Origin of the sequence: Streptococcus sp. KHUD_014, from assembly GCF_051106275.1 — a bacterium.
Lineage (GTDB): Bacteria > Bacillota > Bacilli > Lactobacillales > Streptococcaceae > Streptococcus.
On the sequence record NZ_CP193666.1, the window covers coordinates 657,627 to 681,270 of the forward strand.

General features: G+C 40.6%; 24 protein-coding genes. 17 read left to right on the top strand and 7 right to left on the bottom strand.

What is annotated here, in order from left to right:
- Positions 1–8: 8 nt before the first annotated feature.
- The 9 genes from ACORHT_RS03230 (at position 9) to dtd (ending at position 9,016) form a co-directional block, all read left to right on the top strand.
- Positions 9–875, top strand: coding sequence for a GNAT family N-acetyltransferase (locus ACORHT_RS03230; protein ID WP_434350593.1), 867 nt, complete (start codon positions 9–11; stop codon positions 873–875).
- Between the two features lie 3 nt (positions 876–878).
- Positions 879–1,640 carry a nucleoside phosphorylase gene (locus ACORHT_RS03235; RefSeq protein ID WP_434350594.1) on the top strand — a complete coding sequence of 254 codons (762 nt, stop codon included), beginning with the start codon at positions 879–881 and terminating at the stop codon, positions 1,638–1,640.
- Positions 1,641–1,802: 162 nt separating this feature from the next.
- Positions 1,803–2,324, top strand: coding sequence for a dihydrofolate reductase family protein (locus ACORHT_RS03240; RefSeq protein WP_434350595.1), 522 nt, complete (start codon positions 1,803–1,805; stop codon positions 2,322–2,324).
- A 17-nt stretch (positions 2,325–2,341) separates the two neighbouring features.
- Entirely contained in the window at positions 2,342–3,685 is a 1,344-nt protein-coding gene (gene cysS, locus ACORHT_RS03245; RefSeq protein WP_434350596.1) for a cysteine--tRNA ligase, read from the top strand.
- On the top strand, positions 3,678–4,064 hold the full coding sequence (locus ACORHT_RS03250) for a Mini-ribonuclease 3 (protein ID WP_434350597.1): 387 nt from the start codon (positions 3,678–3,680) through the stop codon (positions 4,062–4,064). Before cysS ends, ACORHT_RS03250 begins: the two co-directional genes overlap by 8 nt.
- Before the next feature lie 3 nt (positions 4,065–4,067).
- A complete protein-coding gene (locus tag ACORHT_RS03255) occupies positions 4,068–4,937 on the top strand; it encodes a helix-turn-helix domain-containing protein (RefSeq protein WP_434350598.1) in 870 nt (289 codons plus the stop codon).
- Positions 4,938–5,050: 113 nt separating this feature from the next.
- On the top strand, positions 5,051–6,181 hold the full coding sequence (locus ACORHT_RS03260) for an ABC transporter ATP-binding protein (RefSeq protein ID WP_075231201.1): 1,131 nt from the start codon (positions 5,051–5,053) through the stop codon (positions 6,179–6,181).
- Positions 6,182–6,326: 145 nt separating this feature from the next.
- A complete protein-coding gene (locus ACORHT_RS03265) occupies positions 6,327–8,543 on the top strand; it encodes a RelA/SpoT family protein (protein WP_075231202.1) in 2,217 nt (738 codons plus the stop codon).
- 29 nt (positions 8,544–8,572) lie between these two features.
- Positions 8,573–9,016, top strand: a complete 444-nt coding sequence (gene dtd, locus ACORHT_RS03270) for a D-aminoacyl-tRNA deacylase (RefSeq protein ID WP_075229827.1) — start codon at positions 8,573–8,575, stop codon at positions 9,014–9,016.
- 43 nt (positions 9,017–9,059) lie between these two features.
- Here the strand turns inward: dtd and ACORHT_RS03275 are convergent, their stop codons facing one another.
- The 5 genes from ACORHT_RS03275 to ACORHT_RS03295 all read right to left on the bottom strand — a co-directional run bounded on the left by ACORHT_RS03275 (position 9,060) and on the right by ACORHT_RS03295 (position 12,945).
- The gene (locus ACORHT_RS03275; RefSeq protein WP_434350599.1) at positions 9,060–9,710 is read right to left on the bottom strand and encodes a metal-dependent transcriptional regulator; all 651 of its coding nucleotides are present in this window, start codon (positions 9,708–9,710) and stop codon (positions 9,060–9,062) included.
- Positions 9,711–9,799: 89 nt separating this feature from the next.
- Positions 9,800–10,294 carry a thiol peroxidase gene (gene tpx / locus ACORHT_RS03280; protein WP_434350600.1) on the bottom strand — a complete coding sequence of 165 codons (495 nt, stop codon included), beginning with the start codon at positions 10,292–10,294 and terminating at the stop codon, positions 9,800–9,802.
- Positions 10,295–10,416: 122 nt separating this feature from the next.
- Positions 10,417–11,346, bottom strand: a complete 930-nt coding sequence (locus ACORHT_RS03285) for a metal ABC transporter substrate-binding protein (protein WP_060955483.1) — start codon at positions 11,344–11,346, stop codon at positions 10,417–10,419.
- Between the two features lie 31 nt (positions 11,347–11,377).
- Positions 11,378–12,226, bottom strand: a complete 849-nt coding sequence (locus tag ACORHT_RS03290) for a metal ABC transporter permease (protein ID WP_006148893.1) — start codon at positions 12,224–12,226, stop codon at positions 11,378–11,380.
- On the bottom strand, positions 12,223–12,945 hold the full coding sequence (locus tag ACORHT_RS03295) for a metal ABC transporter ATP-binding protein (RefSeq protein ID WP_075228047.1): 723 nt from the start codon (positions 12,943–12,945) through the stop codon (positions 12,223–12,225). The genes ACORHT_RS03290 and ACORHT_RS03295 overlap by 4 nt, the downstream gene beginning before the upstream one ends.
- A 178-nt stretch (positions 12,946–13,123) precedes the next feature.
- On the opposite strand from ACORHT_RS03295, the gene ACORHT_RS03300 reads away from it, so the two are divergent.
- Together ACORHT_RS03300 and ACORHT_RS03305 are read left to right on the top strand one after the other, a co-directional pair.
- A complete protein-coding gene (locus tag ACORHT_RS03300; RefSeq protein WP_434350601.1) occupies positions 13,124–15,016 on the top strand; it encodes a M13 family metallopeptidase in 1,893 nt (630 codons plus the stop codon).
- An 87-nt stretch (positions 15,017–15,103) separates the two neighbouring features.
- A complete protein-coding gene (locus tag ACORHT_RS03305) occupies positions 15,104–15,868 on the top strand; it encodes a hypothetical protein (protein ID WP_281334647.1) in 765 nt (254 codons plus the stop codon).
- 105 nt (positions 15,869–15,973) lie between these two features.
- On the opposite strand, the gene ACORHT_RS03310 is transcribed toward ACORHT_RS03305, so the two are convergent.
- Together ACORHT_RS03310 and ACORHT_RS03315 are read right to left on the bottom strand one after the other, a co-directional pair.
- Complete coding sequence (locus ACORHT_RS03310) at positions 15,974–16,603, bottom strand: MBL fold metallo-hydrolase (RefSeq protein WP_281334646.1); 630 nt, start codon at positions 16,601–16,603, stop codon at positions 15,974–15,976.
- Positions 16,604–16,713: 110 nt separating this feature from the next.
- Positions 16,714–17,790, bottom strand: a complete 1,077-nt coding sequence (locus tag ACORHT_RS03315) for a DUF2974 domain-containing protein (protein ID WP_281334702.1) — start codon at positions 17,788–17,790, stop codon at positions 16,714–16,716.
- Positions 17,791–17,885: 95 nt separating this feature from the next.
- Between ACORHT_RS03315 and ACORHT_RS03320 the strand changes: the two genes are divergently transcribed.
- The 6 genes from ACORHT_RS03320 (at position 17,886) to ACORHT_RS03345 (ending at position 23,634) form a co-directional block, all read left to right on the top strand.
- Positions 17,886–18,563, top strand: a complete 678-nt coding sequence (locus ACORHT_RS03320; RefSeq protein ID WP_000548968.1) for a response regulator transcription factor — start codon at positions 17,886–17,888, stop codon at positions 18,561–18,563.
- Entirely contained in the window at positions 18,556–19,530 is a 975-nt protein-coding gene (locus ACORHT_RS03325; protein ID WP_434350602.1) for a sensor histidine kinase, read from the top strand. Before ACORHT_RS03320 ends, ACORHT_RS03325 begins: the two co-directional genes overlap by 8 nt.
- A gap of 327 nt (positions 19,531–19,857) precedes the next feature.
- Positions 19,858–20,616: an ABC transporter ATP-binding protein gene (locus ACORHT_RS03330; RefSeq protein WP_006152604.1), complete on the top strand. Its 759-nt coding sequence runs from the start codon at positions 19,858–19,860 to the stop codon at positions 20,614–20,616.
- A 1-nt stretch (position 20,617) separates the two neighbouring features.
- A complete protein-coding gene (locus ACORHT_RS03335; protein WP_434350603.1) occupies positions 20,618–22,609 on the top strand; it encodes an ABC transporter permease in 1,992 nt (663 codons plus the stop codon).
- Between the two features lie 507 nt (positions 22,610–23,116).
- The gene (locus ACORHT_RS03340; protein ID WP_281334642.1) at positions 23,117–23,368 is read left to right on the top strand and encodes a TMEM175 family protein; all 252 of its coding nucleotides are present in this window, start codon (positions 23,117–23,119) and stop codon (positions 23,366–23,368) included.
- Positions 23,293–23,634: a hypothetical protein gene (locus ACORHT_RS03345; protein ID WP_000397556.1), complete on the top strand. Its 342-nt coding sequence runs from the start codon at positions 23,293–23,295 to the stop codon at positions 23,632–23,634. Before ACORHT_RS03340 ends, ACORHT_RS03345 begins: the two co-directional genes overlap by 76 nt.
- The last annotated feature ends 10 nt before the right edge of the window (positions 23,635–23,644 follow it).

Consider the following 23,644-nt stretch of genomic DNA (forward strand, 5'->3'; position numbering starts at 1 on the left):
ATAGCTATATGATTCAAGCAAGAAACAAGTTAAGCCAAGAGGAGTTATCTGAGGCGAAAAAACTAATTAACTGTTGCCAAAACTATGACAGTACCTATCGTGATCCCTATCTCTCTAACATGCTTAATTTTGACCCAAACATGCCCGCCTTTTTCCTTTATTACGAAAAAGGCGAACTTGTTGGCCTATTAACGGTTTATGCAGATGATCAAGATGTGGAAGTGACGATACTGGTACATCCAGATCATCGCCGTCAGGGGATTGCGCGTGCTTTGTTTACGAGTTTTGAGAAAGAAACGGTTGCTTTTTCTATTCGTTCAGTCACTTTTCAGACAGAGCGTGTTTTTCTAGAGCGCCATCCTGATTTTGTCAACAACTGGGGACTGGTCGAGGATGAAGAGACAGAAACCTGGTTAGGTAAGGATAGAAGACCTTATCCGTTAGCAACTGTTTCCAATCTGGACGTTTTGTTAGCAGATCGTTCCTATCAGGATCAAATTAGTCAGTTAAAATTTCAGGCATTTTCAGAGGAACATGAATCTAGAGAAGTTGTGGATAGATATGTCGCTGAAGCTCTGAAGGATCCAGGAAGTCGCTTATATATTTTGTTAAAAGACGGTCAGGTTATTGGAACTTGCACGGTAGATTTATCGACTAATACGAATTACTTATACGGTTTAGCAATATCGGAACCTGAACGTGGGAAAGGCTATGGAAGCTACTTAGCAAAATCCCTTGTCAACCAACTAATTGAGCAAAATGACAAGGAATTTCAGATTGCAGTGGAAGATAGCAATGTAGGTGCCAAGCGCTTGTATGAAAAAATTGGCTTTGTCAAACAGACTCAGGTGATTTATCTGAATGAGAAAGAGTAATAAATGCTATTAGAAGAATTTGAAAATGTGCCTGCTGTTATAGAGCCAACTGATCGAAGCCTTCTTAGTAGTGGAGAAATCTGTGATACCATTATCTTGTCTTTTAATGGAGAAATCCTTGAACGAGTAAAGCAGATAGATGGTGTCTACGAAGGTGGTTATCTTACCAATCTAAATGGTAAACAGCCATGGTATATCTGTGAAAAAGATGGGAGTAAGGTAGCAGTTGCTATGGCTCTTATTGGAGCTCCAATGGTTGTTGGACTCTTAGAAGAACTCAAAGCAAGAGGATTTAAGAACTTTATCATTTTAGGATCTTGCGGAGTTCTAGACCAGTCTATTCAAGCAGATAAGATTATCCTACCAAGCTCGGCTTTACGTGATGAAGGTACTAGTTATCACTATGCTCCAGCAAGTGATGAGATAGCTTATGACCAATCTCTACTCTTAACTATGGAAAAAGCCTTGGACAAAGCTGGTATTGAGTATATTCGAACAAAGTCTTGGACCACAGATGCCTTCTATCGTGAAACAGCTGCTAAAGTCAAACGAAGACTAGCAATGGGAGCGACAGTTGTAGATATGGAAACTTCAGCTATCATGGCCTGGGCCCAATATCGACTAGCCAATGTCTATCAGTTTTTCTACACAGCTGACTATGTTGATCATTACAATCACGAATGGGATGCTAGACGCGATGACAGAAAAGCAGATGCTATGACTTTCTTTGAGATAGCATTAGTTATTGCTAGAGATTTGGATTGAAACTACTCTCTACTAATAGGTACGAATTGGAATTACTGTTGTCTGGCTTATTTTTCTTGTCCAGCAAGGATTTTGCTGAATACTTTGATTCGCTTAGGTCTAATCATCTGGGTCTATCCCGCTAAGTGAAGGCGAAGCAGAACTAGAAAGGAAACTACAAGAATGGCAGTATATTTTTACGGCTGTATCACCATGGATGGTTACTTGGCAGACAGCCAGCACAGGATAGACTGGTTGCATCAGCTTGGTTCTGTAGAGGATACAGGCTATGATGACTTTTACAGGCAAATGGATATCACCATCATGGGCAAGCGGACCTTTGAGGAAATCCAAGATTTGCAAGATGTAGAAAGTTTTTATCAAGCTACGGAAAACTATGTCTTTACGCATGATAGGCACCTGCCTGTCAGCAATTACCAGCCAGTAGCTGGGGATGTGGTGGACTTTGTTCACCAGATTGACAAAGGCAAAAATGTCTTTGTGATTGGTGCTAATTCCTTGGTAGGACCGCTCTTGGATGCGGATCTTTTCGACCACCTCATTATTCAGATAGCGCCCCTTATCCTGGGAAAGGGGGTTCCCCTCTTTACCCAAGAGGAAGGGCAGCGCTTTTACCAACTGGATAGCCTCAGACAATTTGGTCCTTTTGCAGAGCTGGTTTTCAGCCGAAAAAGTCAGAAATAGAGAAGGGAGTGGACCGCATGATTAAAATTTACGATACCATGTCTCGTGATTTGCGAGAGTTTGTCCCGATTGAGGACGGCAAAGTCAAGATGTATGTTTGTGGGCCAACCGTGTATAACTATATCCACGTGGGGAATGCCCGTTCGACGGTAGCTTTTGATACCATTCGTCGATATTTTGAGTACCGTGGTTATGAGGTTGCCTACATTTCCAACTTTACCGATGTAGATGACAAGATTATCAACCGAGCCAAGGAAGAAGGTATCACACCTCAAGAAGTAGCGGACAAGTACATCGCGGCCTTTCGTGAAGACGTGACGGCTCTTGGTGTTAAGCCTGCAACTCGTCATCCTCGTGTAGTCGAGTTTATGGATGATATTATTCGTTTTGTTGTTGATTTGATTGAAAAGGGCTATGCTTATGAGAGTCAAGGAGATGTCTATTTCCGTGTGGAAAAATCTCATAACTATGCTAAGTTAGCTAATAAAACACTAGAAGACTTGGAACTAGGTGCTTCAGGCCGTACAGATGAGGAAACAGCTCGCAAGGAAAACCCTGTAGACTTTGCTCTTTGGAAATCTGCTAAACCAGGTGAGATTTCTTGGGACAGTCCTTGGGGACCTGGCCGTCCAGGCTGGCATATCGAATGTTCGGTCATGTCAACGGAGATTTTGGGTGATACCATCGATATTCACGGTGGTGGAGCTGACCTTGAGTTTCCTCACCATACCAACGAAATTGCCCAGTCTGAAGCTAAAACAGGCAAGACCTTTGCCAACTACTGGATGCACAATGGTTTTGTCAATATCGACAATGTCAAGATGTCTAAGTCTTTGGGTAACTTCATTACGGTACACGATGCCCTCGAAACGATCGACGGTCAAGTATTGCGTTTCTTCTTTGCGACCCAGCATTACCGCAAGCCAATCAACTTTACAGAAAAGGCAGTGCGTGATGCAGAGACCAATCTCAAGTATTTGAAGAACACCTATGAACAACCATTTACTGGAACTGTAGATGTGAAAGAACTTCAAGCTTTCAAAGACAAGTTTGTGGTTGCCATGGATGAAGATTTCAATACAGCTAACGGAATCACCGTCGTCTTTGAAATGGCCAAATGGATCAACTCAGGTAACTATGATGCAGTGGTTAAGGAAGCTCTTGCAGCTATGTTAGAGGTCTTTGGTATTGTCTTTGTTGAGGAAGTTTTGGATGCAGAGATTGAAGACTTGATCCAAAAACGTCAAGAAGCGCGTTCTAATAAAGACTTTGCGACAGCTGACCAAATCCGTGATCAATTAGCTGCTCAAGGAATTAAGCTACTGGATACCAAGGATGGAGTGAGGTGGACACGTGATTGATGTCAATCTCATTAACGGGATTGCGCTAGCCTTTGAAGGAGATGCAGTATATTCTATGTATATCCGTCGTCATCTCATTCTTAAAGGCATGTCCAAACCCAATAAACTTCACCAAGAAGCGACCAAGTATGTGTCGGCCAAGGCGCAGGCACATTTGATTTCCCTCATGCTGGAGGAGCAAGTCCTAACGGAAAAGGAAGAAGAAATCTATAAACGGGGCCGTAACACCAATAGTCACACAAAGGCCAAAAATGCTGATGTGGTGACTTACCGTATGTCCACAGGTTTTGAAGCAGTCATGGGCTATCTCCATATGACTGAAAATATGGAGCGATTAGAAACTTTGATCTTTTGGTGCATCCAAAAAGTGGAGGAATAGCACATGATTGCAAAAGAACTACTAGATTGGTTTCCTGACGGTAAAATCTTAGATCAGCCAGTTGATAAAGAGGGTTATCTAAGTCTACCTCTGTCAAATTATCAGTGGCTTTTGCTGGAGGAAGCTAGTCTGAGCGAGCGTGAAAAACAATTGGTTTCTCTCTTAACCAAACAGGAGCAAACCATTTCCCTCAATCCTTGGTATTCCTATCTGATTGAGGGCAAAGGGCAGGCGCCTCAAACTTTTAAAAAGATTCAGCTGGTTTATTGCCATCTATCCTATTATCAACAGGAAAATCTAGCCTCTTGGCTGGATATGATGCAGACCCTCTTTCCTAACTGCCAGACAGTGTTGCAGGTCGGAGTTCAGGACTATGTTTTTGTTCTCCAGCAAGATAAATACAGCGCTGTTCGCTCAATCTTATCCGATACGATTGAAGCAGTGGAGTATGACTTTGGTCTTCGTCTATCGATCATGCTGGGACAGGTCTGGGTTCAGAATGCCCAGCAAACCTTAGCGGACTTGATTAAGGCAGAGCGTGAGCTCTTTAGGACTTGGTGGCGTAAAGGGCATCAAGGGTTTCATACTTTTTCTCAACTCTATCTGTGGAGTATGGGTGAAAGAATCGTGGATCTCCTAGTTATCAAGGAATATCTGCATCAGATGATTGTAGACCAGGATCAGATTCAGGAAATCATCCTTTCACTGTGGGAAAATAGTGCTGTCCTTACGAAGACAGCTCAGCAACTGTATTTGCATCGCAATTCTCTCCAATACAAGATTGATAAGTGGGAAGAACTGACAGGACTGCAGTTGAAAGAATTGACTGATTTGACCTTGTGTTATCAGTTGATTTTACCAGATATAATCTAAAGTTTTGTGCAAGTTGCACAGAACTTTTTTATTTTTTTGGTCACCTTGCCATAGAAATGTAAAGCGTTTTCATCTATAATAAAACTATCAAATGACAAAAGGAGTTCACCGAAATGGTAGAATTAAATCTTAAAAATATTTACAAAAAATATCCAAATAGCGAACACTATTCAGTTGAAGATTTCAACTTGAACATCAAAGATAAAGAATTTATCGTTTTCGTAGGACCTTCAGGATGTGGTAAATCAACTACTCTTCGTATGATTGCAGGTCTTGAAGACATCACAGAAGGTACTGCATCTATCGATGGCGTGGTTGTCAACGACGTGGCTCCAAAAGACCGTGACATTGCCATGGTATTCCAAAACTACGCTCTTTACCCACACATGACTGTATACGATAACATGGCCTTCGGTTTGAAATTGCGTAAATACAGCAAAGAAGACATTGACAAACGTGTACAAGAAGCAGCTGAAATTCTTGGTTTGAAAGAATTCTTGGATCGTAAACCAGCTGACCTTTCTGGTGGTCAACGTCAACGTGTTGCTATGGGACGTGCCATTGTCCGTGACGCTAAAGTATTCTTGATGGACGAACCTTTGTCAAACTTGGATGCAAAACTTCGTGTATCCATGCGTGCTGAAATCGCTAAAATCCACCGTCGTATCGGAGCTACAACTATCTACGTAACTCACGACCAAACAGAAGCAATGACACTTGCAGACCGTATCGTTATCATGTCAGCAACTAAGAACCCTGCTGGAACAGGTACTATCGGACGTGTTGAACAAATCGGTACTCCTCAAGAAGTTTACAAAAACCCAGTTAACAAATTCGTAGCAGGATTTATCGGAAGCCCAGCTATGAACTTCATCAACGTTAAATTGAACGGCGACCACATCGTTGCTGACGGCTTTAACTTGAAAGTTCCAGAAGGTGCTTTGAAAGTTCTTCGTGAAAAAGGCTACGAAGGTAAAGAATTGATCTTCGGTATCCGTCCAGAAGACGTAAATGCAGAACCTGCTTTCCTTGAAACATTCCCAGAATCAGTTGTGAAAGCAACGATCTCTGTATCAGAGTTGCTTGGTTCAGAATCTCACCTATACTGCCAAGTTGGTAAAGATGAATTCGTTGCAAAAGTTGACGCTCGTGACTACTTGCAAGCAGGTGCAACAGTTGAACTTGGATTTGACCTAAACAAAGCACACTTCTTTGACGTAGAAACTGAAAAAACAGTTTACTAAGATAGATTTTAAATGTGTTAGCACTGCTAGAGTTTTCTAGTAGTGCTTTTTTGCTAAGATAAGCAAACTCTTACAGAACTAGGCTTTTCTAGTTTTCATATTGTCAAAAAAGTGTTAAAATGGTAGGAAGAACTGGAGAGTATGCATGCCCAAAGAAGTAATTTATTCAGGCGATGAAGTCGTCGCTTTAACACAGAAATATTTATCGAAAGAAGATGTGGCTTTTGTACATAAAGCCTTGGTTTACGCTGTAGAATGCCATAGTGGTCAATATCGTAAATCTGGCGAACCCTACATTATCCATCCTATTCAGGTGGCAGGTATTTTGGCTAAGCTCAAGCTAGACGCTGTCACTGTTGCCTGTGGTTTTTTGCATGACGTGGTTGAAGATACGGAAACGACCTTGGATGATTTAGAGAGAGAGTTTGGTCACGATGTTCGCATTATCGTGGATGGGGTTACCAAATTAGGGAAAGTTGAGTACAAGTCTATCGAGGAGCAGCTAGCTGAAAACCACCGCAAGATGCTCATGGCTATGTCAGAGGATATCCGTGTTATCTTGGTCAAACTGTCTGACCGATTGCATAACATGAGAACCCTTAATCACCTTCGTAAAGATAAGCAGGAACGAATTTCCAGAGAAACCATGGAAATCTATGCTCCGCTTGCCCATCGTTTGGGGATTTCAAGTGTTAAGTGGGAACTAGAAGACCTATCCTTCCGTTATTTAAATCCAACTGAGTTTTACAAGATTAGTCACATGATGAAGGAAAAACGTCAAGAACGTGAAGCCTTGGTAGATGAGGTTGTGACAAAACTTGAGGAATATTCATCAGAACGTCACCTTACAGGAAAAATCTATGGTCGTCCCAAGCATATCTATTCGATTTATCGTAAGATGCAGGATAAGAAGAAGCGCTTTGAAGAGATCTACGACCTGATTGCTATTCGTTGTATCCTAGACACTCAGAGTGATGTCTATGCTATGTTGGGATATGTCCATGAGCTTTGGAAACCAATGCCTGGACGCTTTAAGGACTACATTGCCAACCGTAAGGCCAATGGTTACCAGTCCATCCATACAACTGTTTATGGGCCAAAGGGACCTATTGAATTCCAGATTCGAACCAAGGAAATGCATGAGGTTGCTGAGTACGGTGTTGCTGCTCACTGGGCCTATAAAAAAGGTATCAAGGGGCAGGTTAATGGCAAGGAATCTGCTATCGGTATGAACTGGATCAAGGAGATGATGGAGCTTCAAGACCAGTCCGATGATGCCAAGGATTTCGTAGAGACGGTTAAAGAGAATTACCTAGCAGAAGAAATCTACGTCTTTACTCCAGACGGAGCCGTTCGCTCTCTTCCAAAGGATTCTGGACCGATTGACTTTGCCTATGAGATTCATACCAAAATCGGTGAAAAAGCAACTGGTGCCAAGGTTAATGGTCGTATGGTTCCCTTGACTACCAAGCTAAAAACGGGTGACCAGGTTGAAATCATCACCAATCCAAATTCCTTTGGGCCAAGCCGTGACTGGCTTACCATGGTCAAGACCAGCAAAGCTCGGAACAAGATTCGTCAGTTCTTTAAGAACCAAGACAAAGAATTGTCCATCAACAAGGGCCGTGAAATGCTGATGAGTCAATTCCAGGAGAATGGCTATGTGGCTAATAAATTCATGGACAAGCGTCATATGGATGAAGTCCTCCAAAAAACTAGCTACAAGACTGAGGAAGCTCTCTTTGCGGCTATTGGTTTTGGGGAAATTGGAGCCATCACAGTCTTTAACCGTTTAACTGAAAAAGAGCGCCGTGAGGAAGAACGCGCCAAGGCTAAGGCAGAAGCAGAAGAACTGGTCAAGGGTGGCGAAGTCAAAGTAGAGAACAAGGACACGCTTAAGGTGAAGCATGAGGGTGGAGTTGTCATCCAAGGTGCTTCTGGGCTCTTGGTCCGGATTGCCAAATGTTGTAACCCTGTTCCTGGTGATGATATCGTTGGTTATATTACCAAAGGTCGTGGTGTTGCTATCCACCGTGTTGACTGTATGAATCTTCGTTCGCAGGAAAACTACGAGCAACGTCTATTAGATGTTGAGTGGGAAGATCAATTCTCAAGCAAGGAATATATGGCTCATATCGATATTTACGGTCTCAATCGTACTGGACTTTTGAACGATGTTTTACAGGTCTTGTCAAATACAACTAAAAACATCTCAACGGTCAATGCCCAACCTACCAAAGATATGAAATTTGCCAATATCCATGTCTCCTTTGGGATTTCTAACCTTTCAACTCTGACAACGGTAGTTGATAAGATTAAGAGTGTACCAGAAGTCTACTCTGTTAAACGGACCAATGGTTAAGTTGGAGCGATAGATCTAGAAAGGCTATTATGAAAATCATTATTCAGAGGGTCAAAAAAGCCCAAGTTAGCATTGAAGGTCAGGTATATGGACAAATCCAGCAGGGATTATTACTCCTAGTTGGTGTTGGCCCTGAGGATCAAAAAGAAGATTTGGATTATGCAGTGAGAAAACTTGTCAACATGCGTATCTTTTCAGATACCGAAGGCAAGATGAATTTATCAGTCAAGGATATCCAAGGAGAAATACTCTCCATCTCTCAATTCACTCTTTTTGCCGATACCAAAAAAGGCAATCGTCCAGCCTTTACAGGTGCAGCTAAGCCTGATGTTGCAGAGGCTTTTTATCAAGATTTTAACCGAGAACTAGCCAAGGAAGTTCCTGTGAAAACAGGTATTTTCGGAGCAGATATGCAGGTGGAACTGGTCAATGATGGTCCTGTAACCATCATCCTTGACACCAAAAATAGATAAGAAAAACCAAGCTAGCGGGCTTGGTTTTTTGCTGATAAAGACTTTAGTTCATTTTTTCAACATAGAGTTGTTTGGCAATTTCGAGGCTGACTTGAAGTTCTTCATTGTTGTGAATCAGAGTAAAGGTATTAGAGAAGCCATCGAACTGCTTGACTTGGAGTTGGTCTCCAATATGGATGGCATATTTTTCCAAATATTGGAGGATTTCAAAGCTGTCATGAACTCTTGTCAGAAGGTAGTTTCCTACTTCTTTGATATCAGAAAGTGGCAGGTTATTAACCTCAACTAGAAGCTCATCCTTAGCAGGAATAGTTCCTCCATGGGGACAGGTCTTTGGAAAGCCTAACATACTCTCCAGTCTCTCCACAAAAAGGTCTGAAACTGTATGCTCTAATACCTCAGCCTCATCGTGAATCTGATTGCTGGTATAGTCTAGATGGTGAACTAGAAAGACCTCTATCAGTCGATGCTTACGATAAAGCTCAGAGACCAGCTTTAAACCAATATCCGTTAGTATATAGCCATTTTCTTTATTCTTTAATATAAGATTTTCGGATTGCATGCGCTTGATCATCTCAGTTACCGCAGGAGGTGATACCTGCATCCGAGCAGCGATTTCCTTATTGGTAATCTTAGGAAGTTCCATGCCAATCTCATAAATACATTTTAAGTAATCTTCTTTATTTGGTGTCATTCGCATTTCCTTGTTTATTATCTCCATCTAGTATACCAAAAAAAGCTAGATTTCTCTAGCTTTCTGCCTTGTTATAAGTGGTCTTTCTTTTAGTCAAGCGACTTTGCTGCTTCAATGGCCGCTTCAAAGTTTGGCTCGGAATTGATATTGTCCACATACTCAACATAACGGATGGTATTGTCAGTATCGAGAACAAAGACCGCGCGTGCTAGGAGATGCCATTCATTGATTAAGAGGGCGTAATCACGTCCAAAGGAGTGGTCGAAGTAGTCTGAGAGCATGATGGCATTTTCAATTCCCTCTGCGCCACACCAACGTTTTTGAGCAAATGGAAGGTCCATAGAAACAGTAAGGACAACAGTGTTGTCCAAGCTAGCCAATTCTTGGTTAAAGCGACGAGTCTGAAGTGAGCAGATCCCAGTGTCGATAGAAGGAATGACACTCAAGATCTTTTTCTTGCCTTCAAAGTCAGCCAGTGTTTTTTTAGAGAGGTCAGTCGTTGTGAGGGAGAAATCAAGTGCTTTGTCTCCAACTTGTAGTTGTTTACCTGTAAAGCTAACAGGATTTCCGAGGAAAGTTACCATAGGATACTCCAATCTTTTTTCTTCCATTTTAGCTGAAACAGTCAGAATTTTCCAATGATTTGACTGAAAATATGGGCATAGAAAAAACGCCAGCTCACGTGAGAATGACGTTTTTCAGAGGATTATTTTGCCAATCCTTCAGCAATCTTGTCAAGGTTGTATTTCATCATGTTGTAATAGCTATCGCCTTCTTTACCTTCTTCAGCGATTGAGTCCGTAAAGATTTGAGCATAGATTGGGATGTTTGTGTCTTTTGAAACAGTCTTCATTGGACGATCATCGACACTGGATTCAACAAATAGTGATGGAACTTTCATTTGGCGAAGTTTTTCAACCAAAGTCTTGATTTGGTCAGGTGTTCCTTCTTCTTCAGTGTTGATTTCCCAAATGTATGCACTTGGTACACCGTAGGCTTTAGAGAAGTATTTGAAGCATCCCTCGCTGGTTACGATGAGTTTCTTGTCAGCATCAATAGCGTTAAATTTCTCTTTGGCTTCCTTGTCAAGCTTGTCTAGTTTTTCAGTGTATTCTTTGAGATTCTTTTCGTAGAATTCTTTGTTGCTAGGGTCTTTAGCGATGAGTTGCTTAGCAATATTTTGAGCATAGATGATCCCGTTTTCAAGGTTGAGCCAAGCGTGTGGGTCTTCTTTGCCTTTTTCGTTTTGACCTTCAAGGTAGATAACATCAACGCCTTCGCTGACTGCAAAGTAGTCTTTGTTTTCAGTTTTCTTAGCATTTTCTACCAATTTTGTAAACCAAGCATTGCCACCTGTTTCAAGGTTGATACCGTTATAGAAAATCAAATCAGCTTGAGAAGTTTTCTTGACATCTTCAGGAAGTGGTTCGTATTCGTGTGGGTCTTGACCAACAGGAACGATACTGTGAAGATCAATCTTGTCACCAGCAATATTTTTAGTAATATCAGCGATGATTGAATTTGTGGCAACAACTTTTAGTTTTTGACCAGAAGCTGCATCTTTTTTTCCACTAGCACATGCTACAAGAGCAATGACGGAAAGAAAGAGAACGAGTAATGTACCTAATTTTTTCATTAGATCCTCCAATTTATTGGGGCTTTGCCCCTTATTTTAACAAATGTTTATTTTTCAGTTTCAAATATCGTTGTTTTGGAGCGATAAAGAAGCTGATAAGAAAGAAACTAGCAGCTGTAAGCACGATACTAGAACCTGCAGCAACGTTAAAGCTATAGCCGATAAAGAGTCCCAAAACTGAAGCTGTAGCTCCAAAGGTTGAGGAAAGGAAAATCATACTTTTCAGGCTATTAGCATACAGATAAGCAGTTGCAGCTGGGGTAATCAGCATGGCTACAATCAGGATAGTTCCGACACTTTGCATGGCTGTCACAGACACGAGAGTTAGGAGTACCATGAGTAAGTAGTGATAGAAATTGACAGGCATTCCCATGGCTTTAGCCAAGAGTTCATCAAAGGACGTTATCAAGAGTTGCTTGAAGAAAATCCAGATTAACAAGAGAATGGCTGCCCCTACACCCATAGTAATAAACATATCTGTATCTTGAACAGCAAGAATATTACCAAAAAGGATATGGAAAAGGTCAGTTGAACTTTTAGCGACACTAATCAAGATGATACCGAGGGCTAAGAAAGAAGAAAAGGTAATGCCGATGGCGGTATCGCTTTTGACAATCGAGTTTCCCTTGATGTAGGTAATGATGATAGCAGCTAGCAGTCCAAAGACAATGGCTCCGATAAAGAAGTCAATGCCCAAGATGAAGGAGAGGGCTACACCTGGTAAGACAGCATGTGAAATGGCATCTCCCATGAGTGACATCCCACGTAGAATGATGAAACATCCTACAGCTCCAGCTACGACCCCGATAACAATAGCTGTTATCAAGGCATTTTGTAAGAAATGGAATTTTTGCAATCCATCGATAAATTCTGCAATCATAGGTCACCTCCATTGAAAAAGAGTCGATTACCGTAAGCTTCTTTGAGATTGGCTTGGGTAAAGGTTTCTTTGGTCGGACCAAAAGCAATCACTTCTCGATTGACAAGCAAGACTTGATCGAAGTAGTTGGGAACCTTGCTGAGGTCGTGGTGGACGATGAGAACCGTCTTCCCAGCTTTTTTCAGATCTCTCAGCGTATTCATGATGATTTCCTCACTGACTGAGTCAATCCCAACAAAGGGTTCATCTAAGAGGATATAGTCGGCTTCCTGCACCAAACATCTGGCAATCAAGACCCGCTGGAATTGTCCTCCAGACAGTTGACTGATTTGACGTTCAGCGTAGTCAGCTAGGTCGACGATTTCAAGGGCCTCTTGCACTTTCTTCCAATGTTTAGCATTTAAACTTCGAAAGAGAGGAATAGAGGGAAATAGTCCTAACGAGACGCATTCCTTGACCTTGATGGGAAAGTTGTAGTCGATATTGATTTTTTGTTCGACATAGGCGATTCGATGTAAGGATTTTTTAACTTCCTTGTCATCGAGAAATGCCTGACCTTGATGTGGGATAATTCCCAGCATACCTTTTAATAAGGTTGATTTTCCAGCACCGTTTGGACCAATAATTCCGGTAATAGTTGGTCCTTGGAGCACTAGTGAAATATCCTTTAGTGCCAACGTTTCTTTGTAGGAGACGCTGAGGTTTTCGATACGTATCATACAGTTATATTCCTCCTATCTTTTAATATACATTAAAATAAAAATTAAGTCAAGTTAATTTTGTAAATATTTAAAATATTAACTAGAAAACAATCAGAAGAAGACGGTATTTTTAATTGCATTCCCCAGGGATTTTTGCTAAGCTAGGAATAAGTGAAAATAGGAAAGCGAGAACAAGATGACACGTTATCAAGATGATTTTTATGATGCAATAAATGGTGAGTGGGAAAAGACTGCTGTTATTCCAGCCGATAAATCTAGAACAGGTGGTTTTATCGATCTTGACGAAGAAATTGAAGAGTTGATGCTAACGACGACGGACAAGTGGTTGGCAGGAGAAGATCTTCCAGAAGATCCTATCCTAGCAAACTTTGTCAAATACCACGCTATGGTGAGAGATTTCGATAAGCGAGAAGCTGATGGAATTGAGCCAGTCCTTCCTATGCTTAAGGAATACCAGGATTTGGAAAGTTTTGCGGATTTCGCAAGTAAACTAGCAGCATTTGAATTAGCTGGTAAACCAAACTTCCTTCCATTTGGTGTATCACCAGACTTTATGGATGCTAGAACCAATGTTCTTTGGGCTAGTGCTCCAGGAACAATCTTGCCTGATACAACCTACTATGCGGAAGACCATCCACAGCGTGAGGAATTGTTGAACCTTTGGAAAGAAAGCACTTCTAATCTCCTCAAAGCCTATAACTTCTCAGATGAAGAAATCGAAGATCTTTTAGAGAAACGATTGGAATTGGACCGCCGTATCGCAGCTGTCGTCCTTTCAAACGAAGAGAGTTCAGAATATGCCAAACTCTACCATCCATACTCTTATGAAGATTTCAAAAAATTTGCACCTGCTCTTCCATTGGATGACTTTTTCCAAGCAGTGATTGGGCAAGTACCTAATAAGGTTATTGTAGATGAGGAACGTTTCTGGCAAGCAGCAGAGCAATTCTATAGTGAAGAAGCTTGGCCTTTACTCAAGGCAAGCTTGATCTTGAGTGTGGTTAATCTTTCAACTAGTTATCTGACAGATGAGATTCGTATCTTGTCAGGTGCCTACGGACGAGCTCTTTCAGGAGTTCCAGAGGCTCAAGACAAACGCAAGGCAGCTTACCATTTAGCTCAAGGACCATTCAAACAAGCCCTGGGCCTTTGGTATGCCCATGAAAAATTCTCTCCAGAAGCCAAGGCGGATGTAGAGAAAAAAGTAGCAACTATGATTGACGTTTATAAGGAACGCTTGGCTAAGAACGACTGGCTGACTCCTGAAACACGAGAAAAAGCTATCGTTAAACTCAATGTCATCAAGCCTTATATCGGTTATCCAGAAGAACTACCAGCTCGCTACAAGGATAAGGTAGTGGACGAATCTGCTAGCCTCTTTGAGAATGCCCTATCTTTTGCGCGCGTGGAAATCAAACACAGCTGGAGTAAATGGAATCAGCCAGTTGATTACAAGGAGTGGGGCATGCCTGCTCATATGGTCAACGCCTACTACAATCCACAAAAGAACTTGATTGTCTTCCCAGCCGCTATCCTACAGGCTCCATTCTATGACTTGCATCAATCATCTTCTGCCAACTATGGAGGTATCGGTGCGGTTATTGCCCATGAAATCTCTCACGCCTTTGATACCAATGGAGCTTCCTTTGATGAAAATGGAAGTCTCAAGGATTGGTGGACTGAGAGCGATTATGCAGCCTTTAAAGAAAAAACACAGAAGGTTATCGACCAGTTTGATGGCCAAGAATCTTACGGTGCAAAAATCAATGGGAAATTAACTGTATCCGAAAACGTTGCGGACCTTGGAGGAATTGCTGCAGCGCTAGAAGCTGCTAAGAGAGAACCAGACTTTTCAGCTGAAGAATTCTTCCATAACTTTGCTCGTATCTGGCGTATGAAAGGTCGCCCAGAGTTGATGAAACTCATGGCTAGCGTTGACGTACACGCGCCAGCTAAACTCCGTGTTAACGTCCAAGTGCCAAACTTTGATGACTTCTTTACGACCTATGATGTCAAAGAAGGCGACGGCATGTGGCGTTCACCAGAAGACCGTGTGATTATTTGGTAAAGTGAGTTCTTAACCAAGTATAACTTGGCGTTAATGACTTATGTTTGAAGTTTATCCATCTGAAAATGCAATGCTATCGAGGTTAACATGAAGAAATTTTTAATGATGCTTTCAGCTATTCTTTCGATTTCAGTTTTGGCATCTTGTGGTCTCAATAAAAATAATAGCAATATAGAACCTTCATCTGCACTATCATCTGTTTCCAAAGACGATAAGACTAGTGCATCAACAGAAGCAAAGACTGAAAATACAAGCGACTCGTCAACCAAGGCGTCACAATCAATTGCTGAAAATAAGAAGGAAACGGGACCAGATTTGTATAAAGAAGTGATTGAACGCTATAATCACTTTACAGACCTTTTAAAACAAGGTAATAGAGAAGATTTATACGCGGAAAATAAACAACACAAGATTGCTTCAGAAGAATATAGCATGATTTTCTCTCGTATGGATTATCAAAATGCACCAGACTTTAAATATGCCCTTCTTGATTTGAATAAGGATGGGCAAGATGAGTTACTTATTGGCGATGAAAAATTTGTTTCAGCCATTTATTATTTGGAAAATCAAAAACCAAACTTACTTCACACAGCTTATGTAGCTTCTGCAGGCGGTTTTCGCTCAGGCTTTGTTATTTACGAAAATGGTCTAGTCTCTTATGCAGACTGGCAGTCAACTCGTCCAGAAATGAACCTGGCTCTATATTCGTTTGATAAAAATGGAGCGCAGAAGATTAAAGAAGCAACTATTCAAATCGGTGGTAATGAAAAAGCAGAGCAAGTTTTAGATATTTCTTCTGAAAAGCTTGATTTGTCTAACATTGACTGGAAAGAATTGAATCCAGCTAATTAGTTTTGAATTATTTTTCTAGTCAATTTTGATTCTTCTGAGCAAGTAATGATGTAGAAATTAAAGTTACACAAAAACCAAGGATGATTGTCCTTGGTTTTTCACTTGCTAGAAAAATGGATTAAAGTTTTTTTCGTGGGCGATAGTCGTAGCCGGACCATGTCCTGGATAGACATCGTAGTTTGGAAGGGTGAAGAGCTGGGTTTGGACACTATGAAGGAGTTGTTCCATACTACCAGTTGGCAAGTCTGTTCGTCCAATAGTTTCACGGAAAAGGGCATCTCCCGTTAAGACCAAGTGTCCATCTGGGAAAACAAATGAAACTCCACCGATAGAATGGCCTGGAGTTGGTAATACAGTAAAGCGGAACTCCTCAATCTGGTATTCCTCATGAAAGACAAAGGTCTGTTCGGCTGGTCTACATACGACATCTGCCATATCGTCGTGTCGAGGAAGGCCAGAAAGATTGTCGACAGGAGTAAAGAGCCAAGCAGCTTCGCTTTCTGCCACATAGACTGGAGGATTTCCATAAGTATCTCTGACCAAGTCAAGACTCATAATATGGTCGTAGTGAGTGTGGGTCAGAAGAATGGCACAGACCGGTTTGTTGATGGTTTCGATAGTCTTGCGAATGGCCTCCCAATGACTACCAGGATCGACTACAATCAGGTGTTGCTCCCCTTCAAGATAATAAGTATTTTCATAGGCGACAGGATTCACAGTTTTATGGATTTTCATAGGATTTCCTCTTTCAAAGAATTTACAATTTCTAGTATAACACAGAAGGACAAAATAAGGAATCGATCAACAAGAAAGTCCCTCCATAAAAGAAGGGACTTTTTAGTACATTAAAAATGATTTTTCCAGGCTTGGAAGCGGGCATCCAGTAGGAGTTGTGTCAGATTTTTTAAGATTTCAACTTGCTCGGGCTCTAGAGTTTGTGCCTGGGAAACTAGTTGTCGAACATGTTCGATCGCGTTTTTTGAAGATAGTTCATTAATGGAGCTAATTCCAGACTCTAGGATGGTTCCAAAGAAGAGATCAAAGTAGAGCTCTAATTCCTCATCGGGAACACTATCCACCCATTCTTTAAGAGTGTCTTTGATTTGGAGACTTTCGCTACTGATGGCCTCTAGTTGGACAAAGTGGTGTCCTTCAGTTAGCCAGCTGAAAGTATTGTGTTGAGCGATACCACCTAAGGCCAGACTGCGCACAACAATAGGAGTATCAGGAACTTCTAGCATCATTCCGATGACAGAACCTTGTGGGACATAACGGTGAAATTTAGGGATAACATCTTGATAACCAGTCGTTTCTGCCAGATGAGCCTGTAAACCAGGAGCATCGTAGGTATAAACTGCTGATATCTTTTCCTGCAAATCAGGCTGGATTTGACTAGCAGCAAAGACGGCTAGATTCCCACCTTTAGAATGCCCAGCAATGAGTACTTTTTGTTTTGGATGTTGTTTAAAGAAATCTTCCAAGTATTCAAGAGCCTGCTTTTGGGCAGGGATTTCCTTCATATAGGTCAGATGGAAATCTTCCTTCCAGCCAATAATACTGTCGTCTGTGCCACGAAAGACAATCAGATAAGTATCTAGGTTCAGACGATAGGTCATAGCAGCGAACTGTTTCTGTTGCTCAGTGTCAATCTCGTTAATAAAGTTTGATAGCTTGCAATTTCTAAAACGTTTGTGTTGGGCAAGCTGGTCTAAAAGTTGCAGACGTTCTTTATTGGTCAACATGGTACTTTCTCGTGGGACACGTGTTGCGACATCGCTTAAACGATTGACGGATTGGTCCAATAAGTCATCAAAAGGAAGATAAGTCAGCTCTGTCAAAGCAAGTACATCCAGTTCATTTAAGGGAAGATCATAAAAAGAATCGTATTGAACATCAGTTAGATAGTCAAAAATATTGGCCATGAGAATTCCTTTCTTAACTTTTATCATATCAGATTTGCATCAATTTCGCTAGTAGTCAGAAGAATTTTGCTATAATATAAAAAAAGGAGGAGCAGATGCACAAGATTTTACTAGTAGAAGATGATCCAGTAATCCGTCAGCAAGTTGGGAAAATGCTTTCCGAATGGGGTTTTGAAGTAGTCATGGTAGAAGACTTTATGGAAGTTCTGACGCTATTTGTTCAGTCTGAGCCTCATCTGGTCCTGATGGATATTGGATTGCCTCTCTTTAATGGTTATCATTGGTGTCAGGAAATTCGCAAGATTTCCAAAGTTCCTATTATGTTTCTGTCTTCAAGAGACCAGGCTATGGACATCGTGATGGCTATTAACATGGGAGCTGACGATTTTGTGACCAAGCCTTTTGACCAGCAGGTCCTTTTAGCCAAGGTACAAGGATTATTGCGCCGCTCTTATGAATTTGGAAGGGATGAGAGTCTCCTAGAGTATGCTGGAGTTATTCTCAATACCAAGTCTATGGATGTGCATGTCAATGGCAAAGCTATCAGCCTAACCAAGAATGAATTTCAGATTTTGCGAGTTTTATTTGAGCATGCAGGAAATATCGTAGCGCGTGATGATTTGATGCGGGAACTCTGGAACAGTGACTTTTTTATCGATGACAATACCTTATCTGTTAATGTCGCTCGCTTGCGCAAGAAACTGGAGGAAGAAGGTTTGATTGGTTTTATCGAAACTAAGAAAGGGATAGGGTATGGATTGAAACATGCTTGATATAAAAAGTTTTTTTCTAGCTTATATCCGTTCGCGTAGCCGTTTTTTTGCTTTTATTCTATCGCTTACAGGTTTGCTTTTTCTCTTTGAAATCTTGTTTGATAAGCAAGGACCCTACTTTAACTATTTCTTCTTTCTATCTACATTTTTGACATTTTTGTTTTTGGTATTTGATTTCTTGATAGAATTGCAACGTTATCGTAAGGAATTACTCTATGGTGAAAGAAAAGCTAAGTCACCAATGGAAGTCCTTCTAACTGAAAAATTAGAGAAAAGTGAATCTGAACTCTATCAAAAGAAATCAGATGCTGAAAATCGCTATAATGATTTGGTGGACTACTATACACTCTGGGTTCATCAGATAAAAACACCAATTGCAGCCAGTAAACTCCTAGTGAGTGAGGTGGCAGATCGCCAACTGAAGCAACAGTTGGAGCAGGAAATTTTTAAGATTGATTCTTATACCAATCTCGTACTCCAATATCTACGCTTAGAAAGCTTCCATGATGATTTGGTTTTGAAGAAAGAAAATATAGAAGATCTGGTCAAGGAAGTCATTCGCAAATATGCTATTTTCTTTATCCAGAAAAGCCTAAGTATTAATATGCATGACTTGGATAAAAGCATTGTGACGGATAAGAAATGGCTGTTGGTAGTCATTGAACAAATCCTTTCAAATAGCCTCAAGTATACTAATGAAGGTGGAATTGAAATCTACATGGATGGTTCAGACCTTTGCATCAAAGATACTGGTATTGGTATCAAAAACAGTGATCGGTTGCGAGTCTTTGAACGTGGATTTTCAGGATATAATGGTCGAATGACCCAGCAGTCATCTGGACTTGGGCTCTATCTAACCCAGAAAATCAGCCAAGAATTAGGACATCAGATTCAAATAGAATCCGAACTTGGGCAAGGAACAACGGTGAGGATTAAGTTCTCTGAAGTGAATTTACTGATTGAATGAAAAGAATTATGAAGAGCTTGGAAGAAACCTTTCAAGCTCTTCTTTAGACCTTGATATAGTGAGAAAAAAGGCTTTAATTAGATAAAAAATGTAATCTTACAAAAATGTAAGATTAAAGGTCTCTTTTGTAAGGTTATGTTATGGCAAGCCCTCTTTTTTTGGAGTAAACTTAGAGCATAAAGAAAAAGGAGAGGAACCATGAAAACAATTTTACAAAAGAAACAAACAAGTAAGCCGAGTCCAAGGGATATCGAGCGAGTTCAAATCGGCATCGAAATGATGCAAGCTCAGTTTCAATTTATGGGATATTAAAAAGGAGAAGTTAAAATGACACTATTAGATGTAAAACACGTTCAAAAGATTTATAAAACTCGCTTTCAAGGCAATCAAGTAGAAGCCCTGAAAGATATTCACTTTACCGTTGAAAAAGGCGACTACGTCGCTATCATGGGTGAGTCTGGGTCTGGTAAATCTACTCTACTCAATATTCTTGCTATGCTTGACAAGCCAACGCGTGGCCAGGTCTTCCTAAACGGAACTGACACAGCTACCATTAAAAATTCTGAAGCATCAAGCTTCCGTCGTGAAAAGTTAGGCTTTGTCTTCCAAGACTTCAATTTGTTAGATACGCTTTCTGTTAAAGACAATATCTTACTCCCTTTGGTATTGTCTAGAAAGCCTATTACAGAAATGATGAAAAAATTGGTCGTGACGGCCGAAAATCTTGGCATCAATCAATTGCAGGAGAAGTACCCTTATGAAATCTCTGGAGGGCAAAAACAAAGGGTTGCAGTTGCACGGGCTATCATCACAGAACCAGAAATTCTCCTTGCGGACGAGCCAACAGGAGCTCTAGATTCTAAGTCATCTGCAGCTCTTCTTGATATCTTCGATCAGATCAACGAGCAAGGGCAAACCATTCTCATGGTGACCCACTCAACAGCTGCGGCCAGCCGTGCAAAACGTGTTCTTTTCATCAAGGACGGTATTCTCTACAATCAAATCTATCGTGGTGAAAAGACGGATCGTCAGATGTTCCAAGAAATCTCTGACACCTTGACTGTTATGGCAAGTGAGGTGAACTAGTATGTTTCGATTAACCAATAAGTTGGCCATATCCAACTTAATCAAAAACCGCAAACTCTATTATCCGTTTGCTTTGTCTGTCATTTTGGCAGTCACAATTAGCTATCTCTTTTACTCTCTAGCCTTTAATCCTAAAATTGTGGATTTACGTGGTGCATCTGCTATACAATTTACCCTACAACTAGGGCTTGTCGTTGTGACACTTGCATCTGCCATTATCGTTCTTTATGCCAACAGTTTTGTCATGAAAAATCGCTCCAAAGAACTGGGTGTATATGGCATGTTGGGCTTAGAAAAGCGCCATTTGATTGGTATGACCTTTAAGGAACTCTTGATATTTGGGCTAGTAACAGTCACTGCCGGGATTGGAATTGGTGCCCTCTTTGATAATCTGATTTTCGCTTTGCTACTTAAACTTGCAAAGATGAAGGTAGAGTTAGTTGCAACTTTCCAATGGTCTGTAGTGCTTTCAATCCTTCTGGTATTCGGTTTTATCTTTTTAGTCATCGTTTTCCTGAACGCTGTACGCATTATCCGTATGGATGCTCTTCAGCTTTCTAGAGAAAAAGCGAAGGGTGAGAAGAAGGGGCGTTTCCTAGTTCTTCAGACGCTTGTAGGGCTAATTACTCTAGGTGGTGGCTACTACCTAGCACTAAGCGTAACAGATGCTTTCAAAGCTGTCGCTACTTTCTTTATTGCGGTTATGTTAGTTATTGTAGGGACCTATCTCTTATTCAATGCTGGTATTACAGTTTTCTTACAGTTGCTCAAGAAAAACAAGAGATATTACTACCAACCTAATAATCTCATTTCTGTTTCTAACCTTATCTTTCGTATGAAGAAAAATGCTGTCGGATTAGCAACCATTGCCATCCTTTCAACCATGGTTTTGGTTACTATGTCTGCAGCTACTAGTATCTACAACGGATCTGAGAATATGAAAAAACTCATGTATCCTCACGATTTTGATGTTAAGGGACAACATGTAGAAGTTGAGGATTTAGACAAGCTTTTGACTCAATACGCTAGCGAAAAGAACCTAACCATCAGCAATAAGGACGTCCTCAATTATGCAAGTTTCGGTCTTTCGAGTCAAGACGGGACCAAATTAACCATCTTTGAAAAAGGGCAAAACAATGTCATGCCTAAGACAGTCTTCCTGGTTTTTGACCAAAAAGATTATGAAAAAATGACTGGACAAAAGCTGAACCTTACTGGTAACGAAGTAGGACTTTGGGCTCGAAATGACCAACTTAAAAATCAGAAAGCATTTAGTCTGAACAATCAGAACTATACAATCAAGGAAGCAATCCAGCAGGATTTTATTGCCAATCATGTTTCTAATCCCTATGTACTATTGGTATCGGATTATAACTATCTTGTAGTAGCTGATATTCAAAGTTTTTTGGAACAGTACCAGGATTCAGCTGTATACACACAGCTCTACGGTGGTATGGATGTAACAGCTAGTCTAGAGGAACAGTTAAAGCTATCTGATGATTTTGAGGAGTTTGTAAATAATTTTAGTCATAATCTCAAAAATGAAGACGGCATGGTTTATGGTGGAGGCACTGCAAGTGACGCAATTGCCCAAATGAATGCTCTCTTTGGAGGAGTTCTCTTTATTGGTATTTTCCTCTCTATCATCTTTATGATTGGAACTGTACTCGTTATCTACTATAAACAAATCTCAGAAGGTTATGAGGATCGTGAACGCTTTGTCATCCTACAAAAAGTGGGCTTGGATCAAAAACAAATCAAACAAACCATTAACAAGCAGGTCTTGACTGTTTTCTTCCTCCCTGTAATCTTTGCTTTCCTACACTTGGCTTTTGCCTATCATATGTTAAGTTTGATTCTTAAGGTCATTGGGGTAGTAGATACAGCTATGATGTTAAGTGTAACACTTTCTATTTGTGGTATCTTTGCTTTAGTTTATGTCCTAATCTTTGTGATTACTTCAAGAAGCTATCGTAGAATTGTTCAAATGTAAAAACAGAAACATCAAAAAAGAGAGTGGGACAGAAATCGTTAATTCGTTAGAATTCGATTTCGTTGTCCCACCTCCGCACAGTTGAGTAGGGCTGTAAAAGTTGATGAAATCAGCGTAGTAGAGCCCACTCAACCACTGCGTCTTGCTCGGCAATCCAAAGACAATTGAGAGGCTAGGACTTTTGTCCCAGCCTCTTTTTTAGTAGCTGGGATTTTGTACAGGTTTTATCTCTTATTTCTCAACACGTGATTTGTTGGCGATATCAGCTAGGATTGCTGCTACAAACTCATCATCTTTAAACATTAAAAAGGTATCTACTTTCAGAGGAGATATCGTTTTTCTTCTTCGGATAAGGATACAAAAATTTCTTCCTTTCTCTATCTTTTAAATGAATTGATTTCTTCAGAGAAAGAATGTAAAATTTTTGATATAATATCTAGGATGGACTGATGGATATTTAAAAGATAATGTTCAAAAGAATCAACAGATGCTGTTCTAGCAATTATTATGACCATCTTGATTTTAGAGTTAGAAAAACCAACAACACCAAGTCTTGAAGCTTTTTGGGATTTACGGCAAAATTTCTTTGCTTATTTTCTTTCCTTTTTCTGGTTGGGATCGTTATGGATGACACTAAACACATTATGGGAAAAGGTTGAGAAAATTTCCTCAGAAATTATTTGGTGGAATTTGTTTCTACTCTTGGAGCGGCAGGAGTTCTCTTTGGAGAATTTCATGCCATCCAAGATACCAGTCTGAATGATGTGGTGGACCGGATCTATATAAATGTCAAGGATTTACCGTTTCAGTCCTTGGGAGCTTTAGCTAATATCCTGTCTGATGTTAAGAAGGGACTGATTCAAGACAGTCATATCTGGTCTTTCTTCCAGTCATTTTTCAAACAATATCAGTTGATAATCAGCTTAAATCAGATCTATCAGTTTGTCTATCTTTCTCTGATGGAGATCATGTCCTATCTTCACTTTGATTATTGGAAAAAACGGCTCGGTCAGGAGCTAGTATGAATAAGGAGAA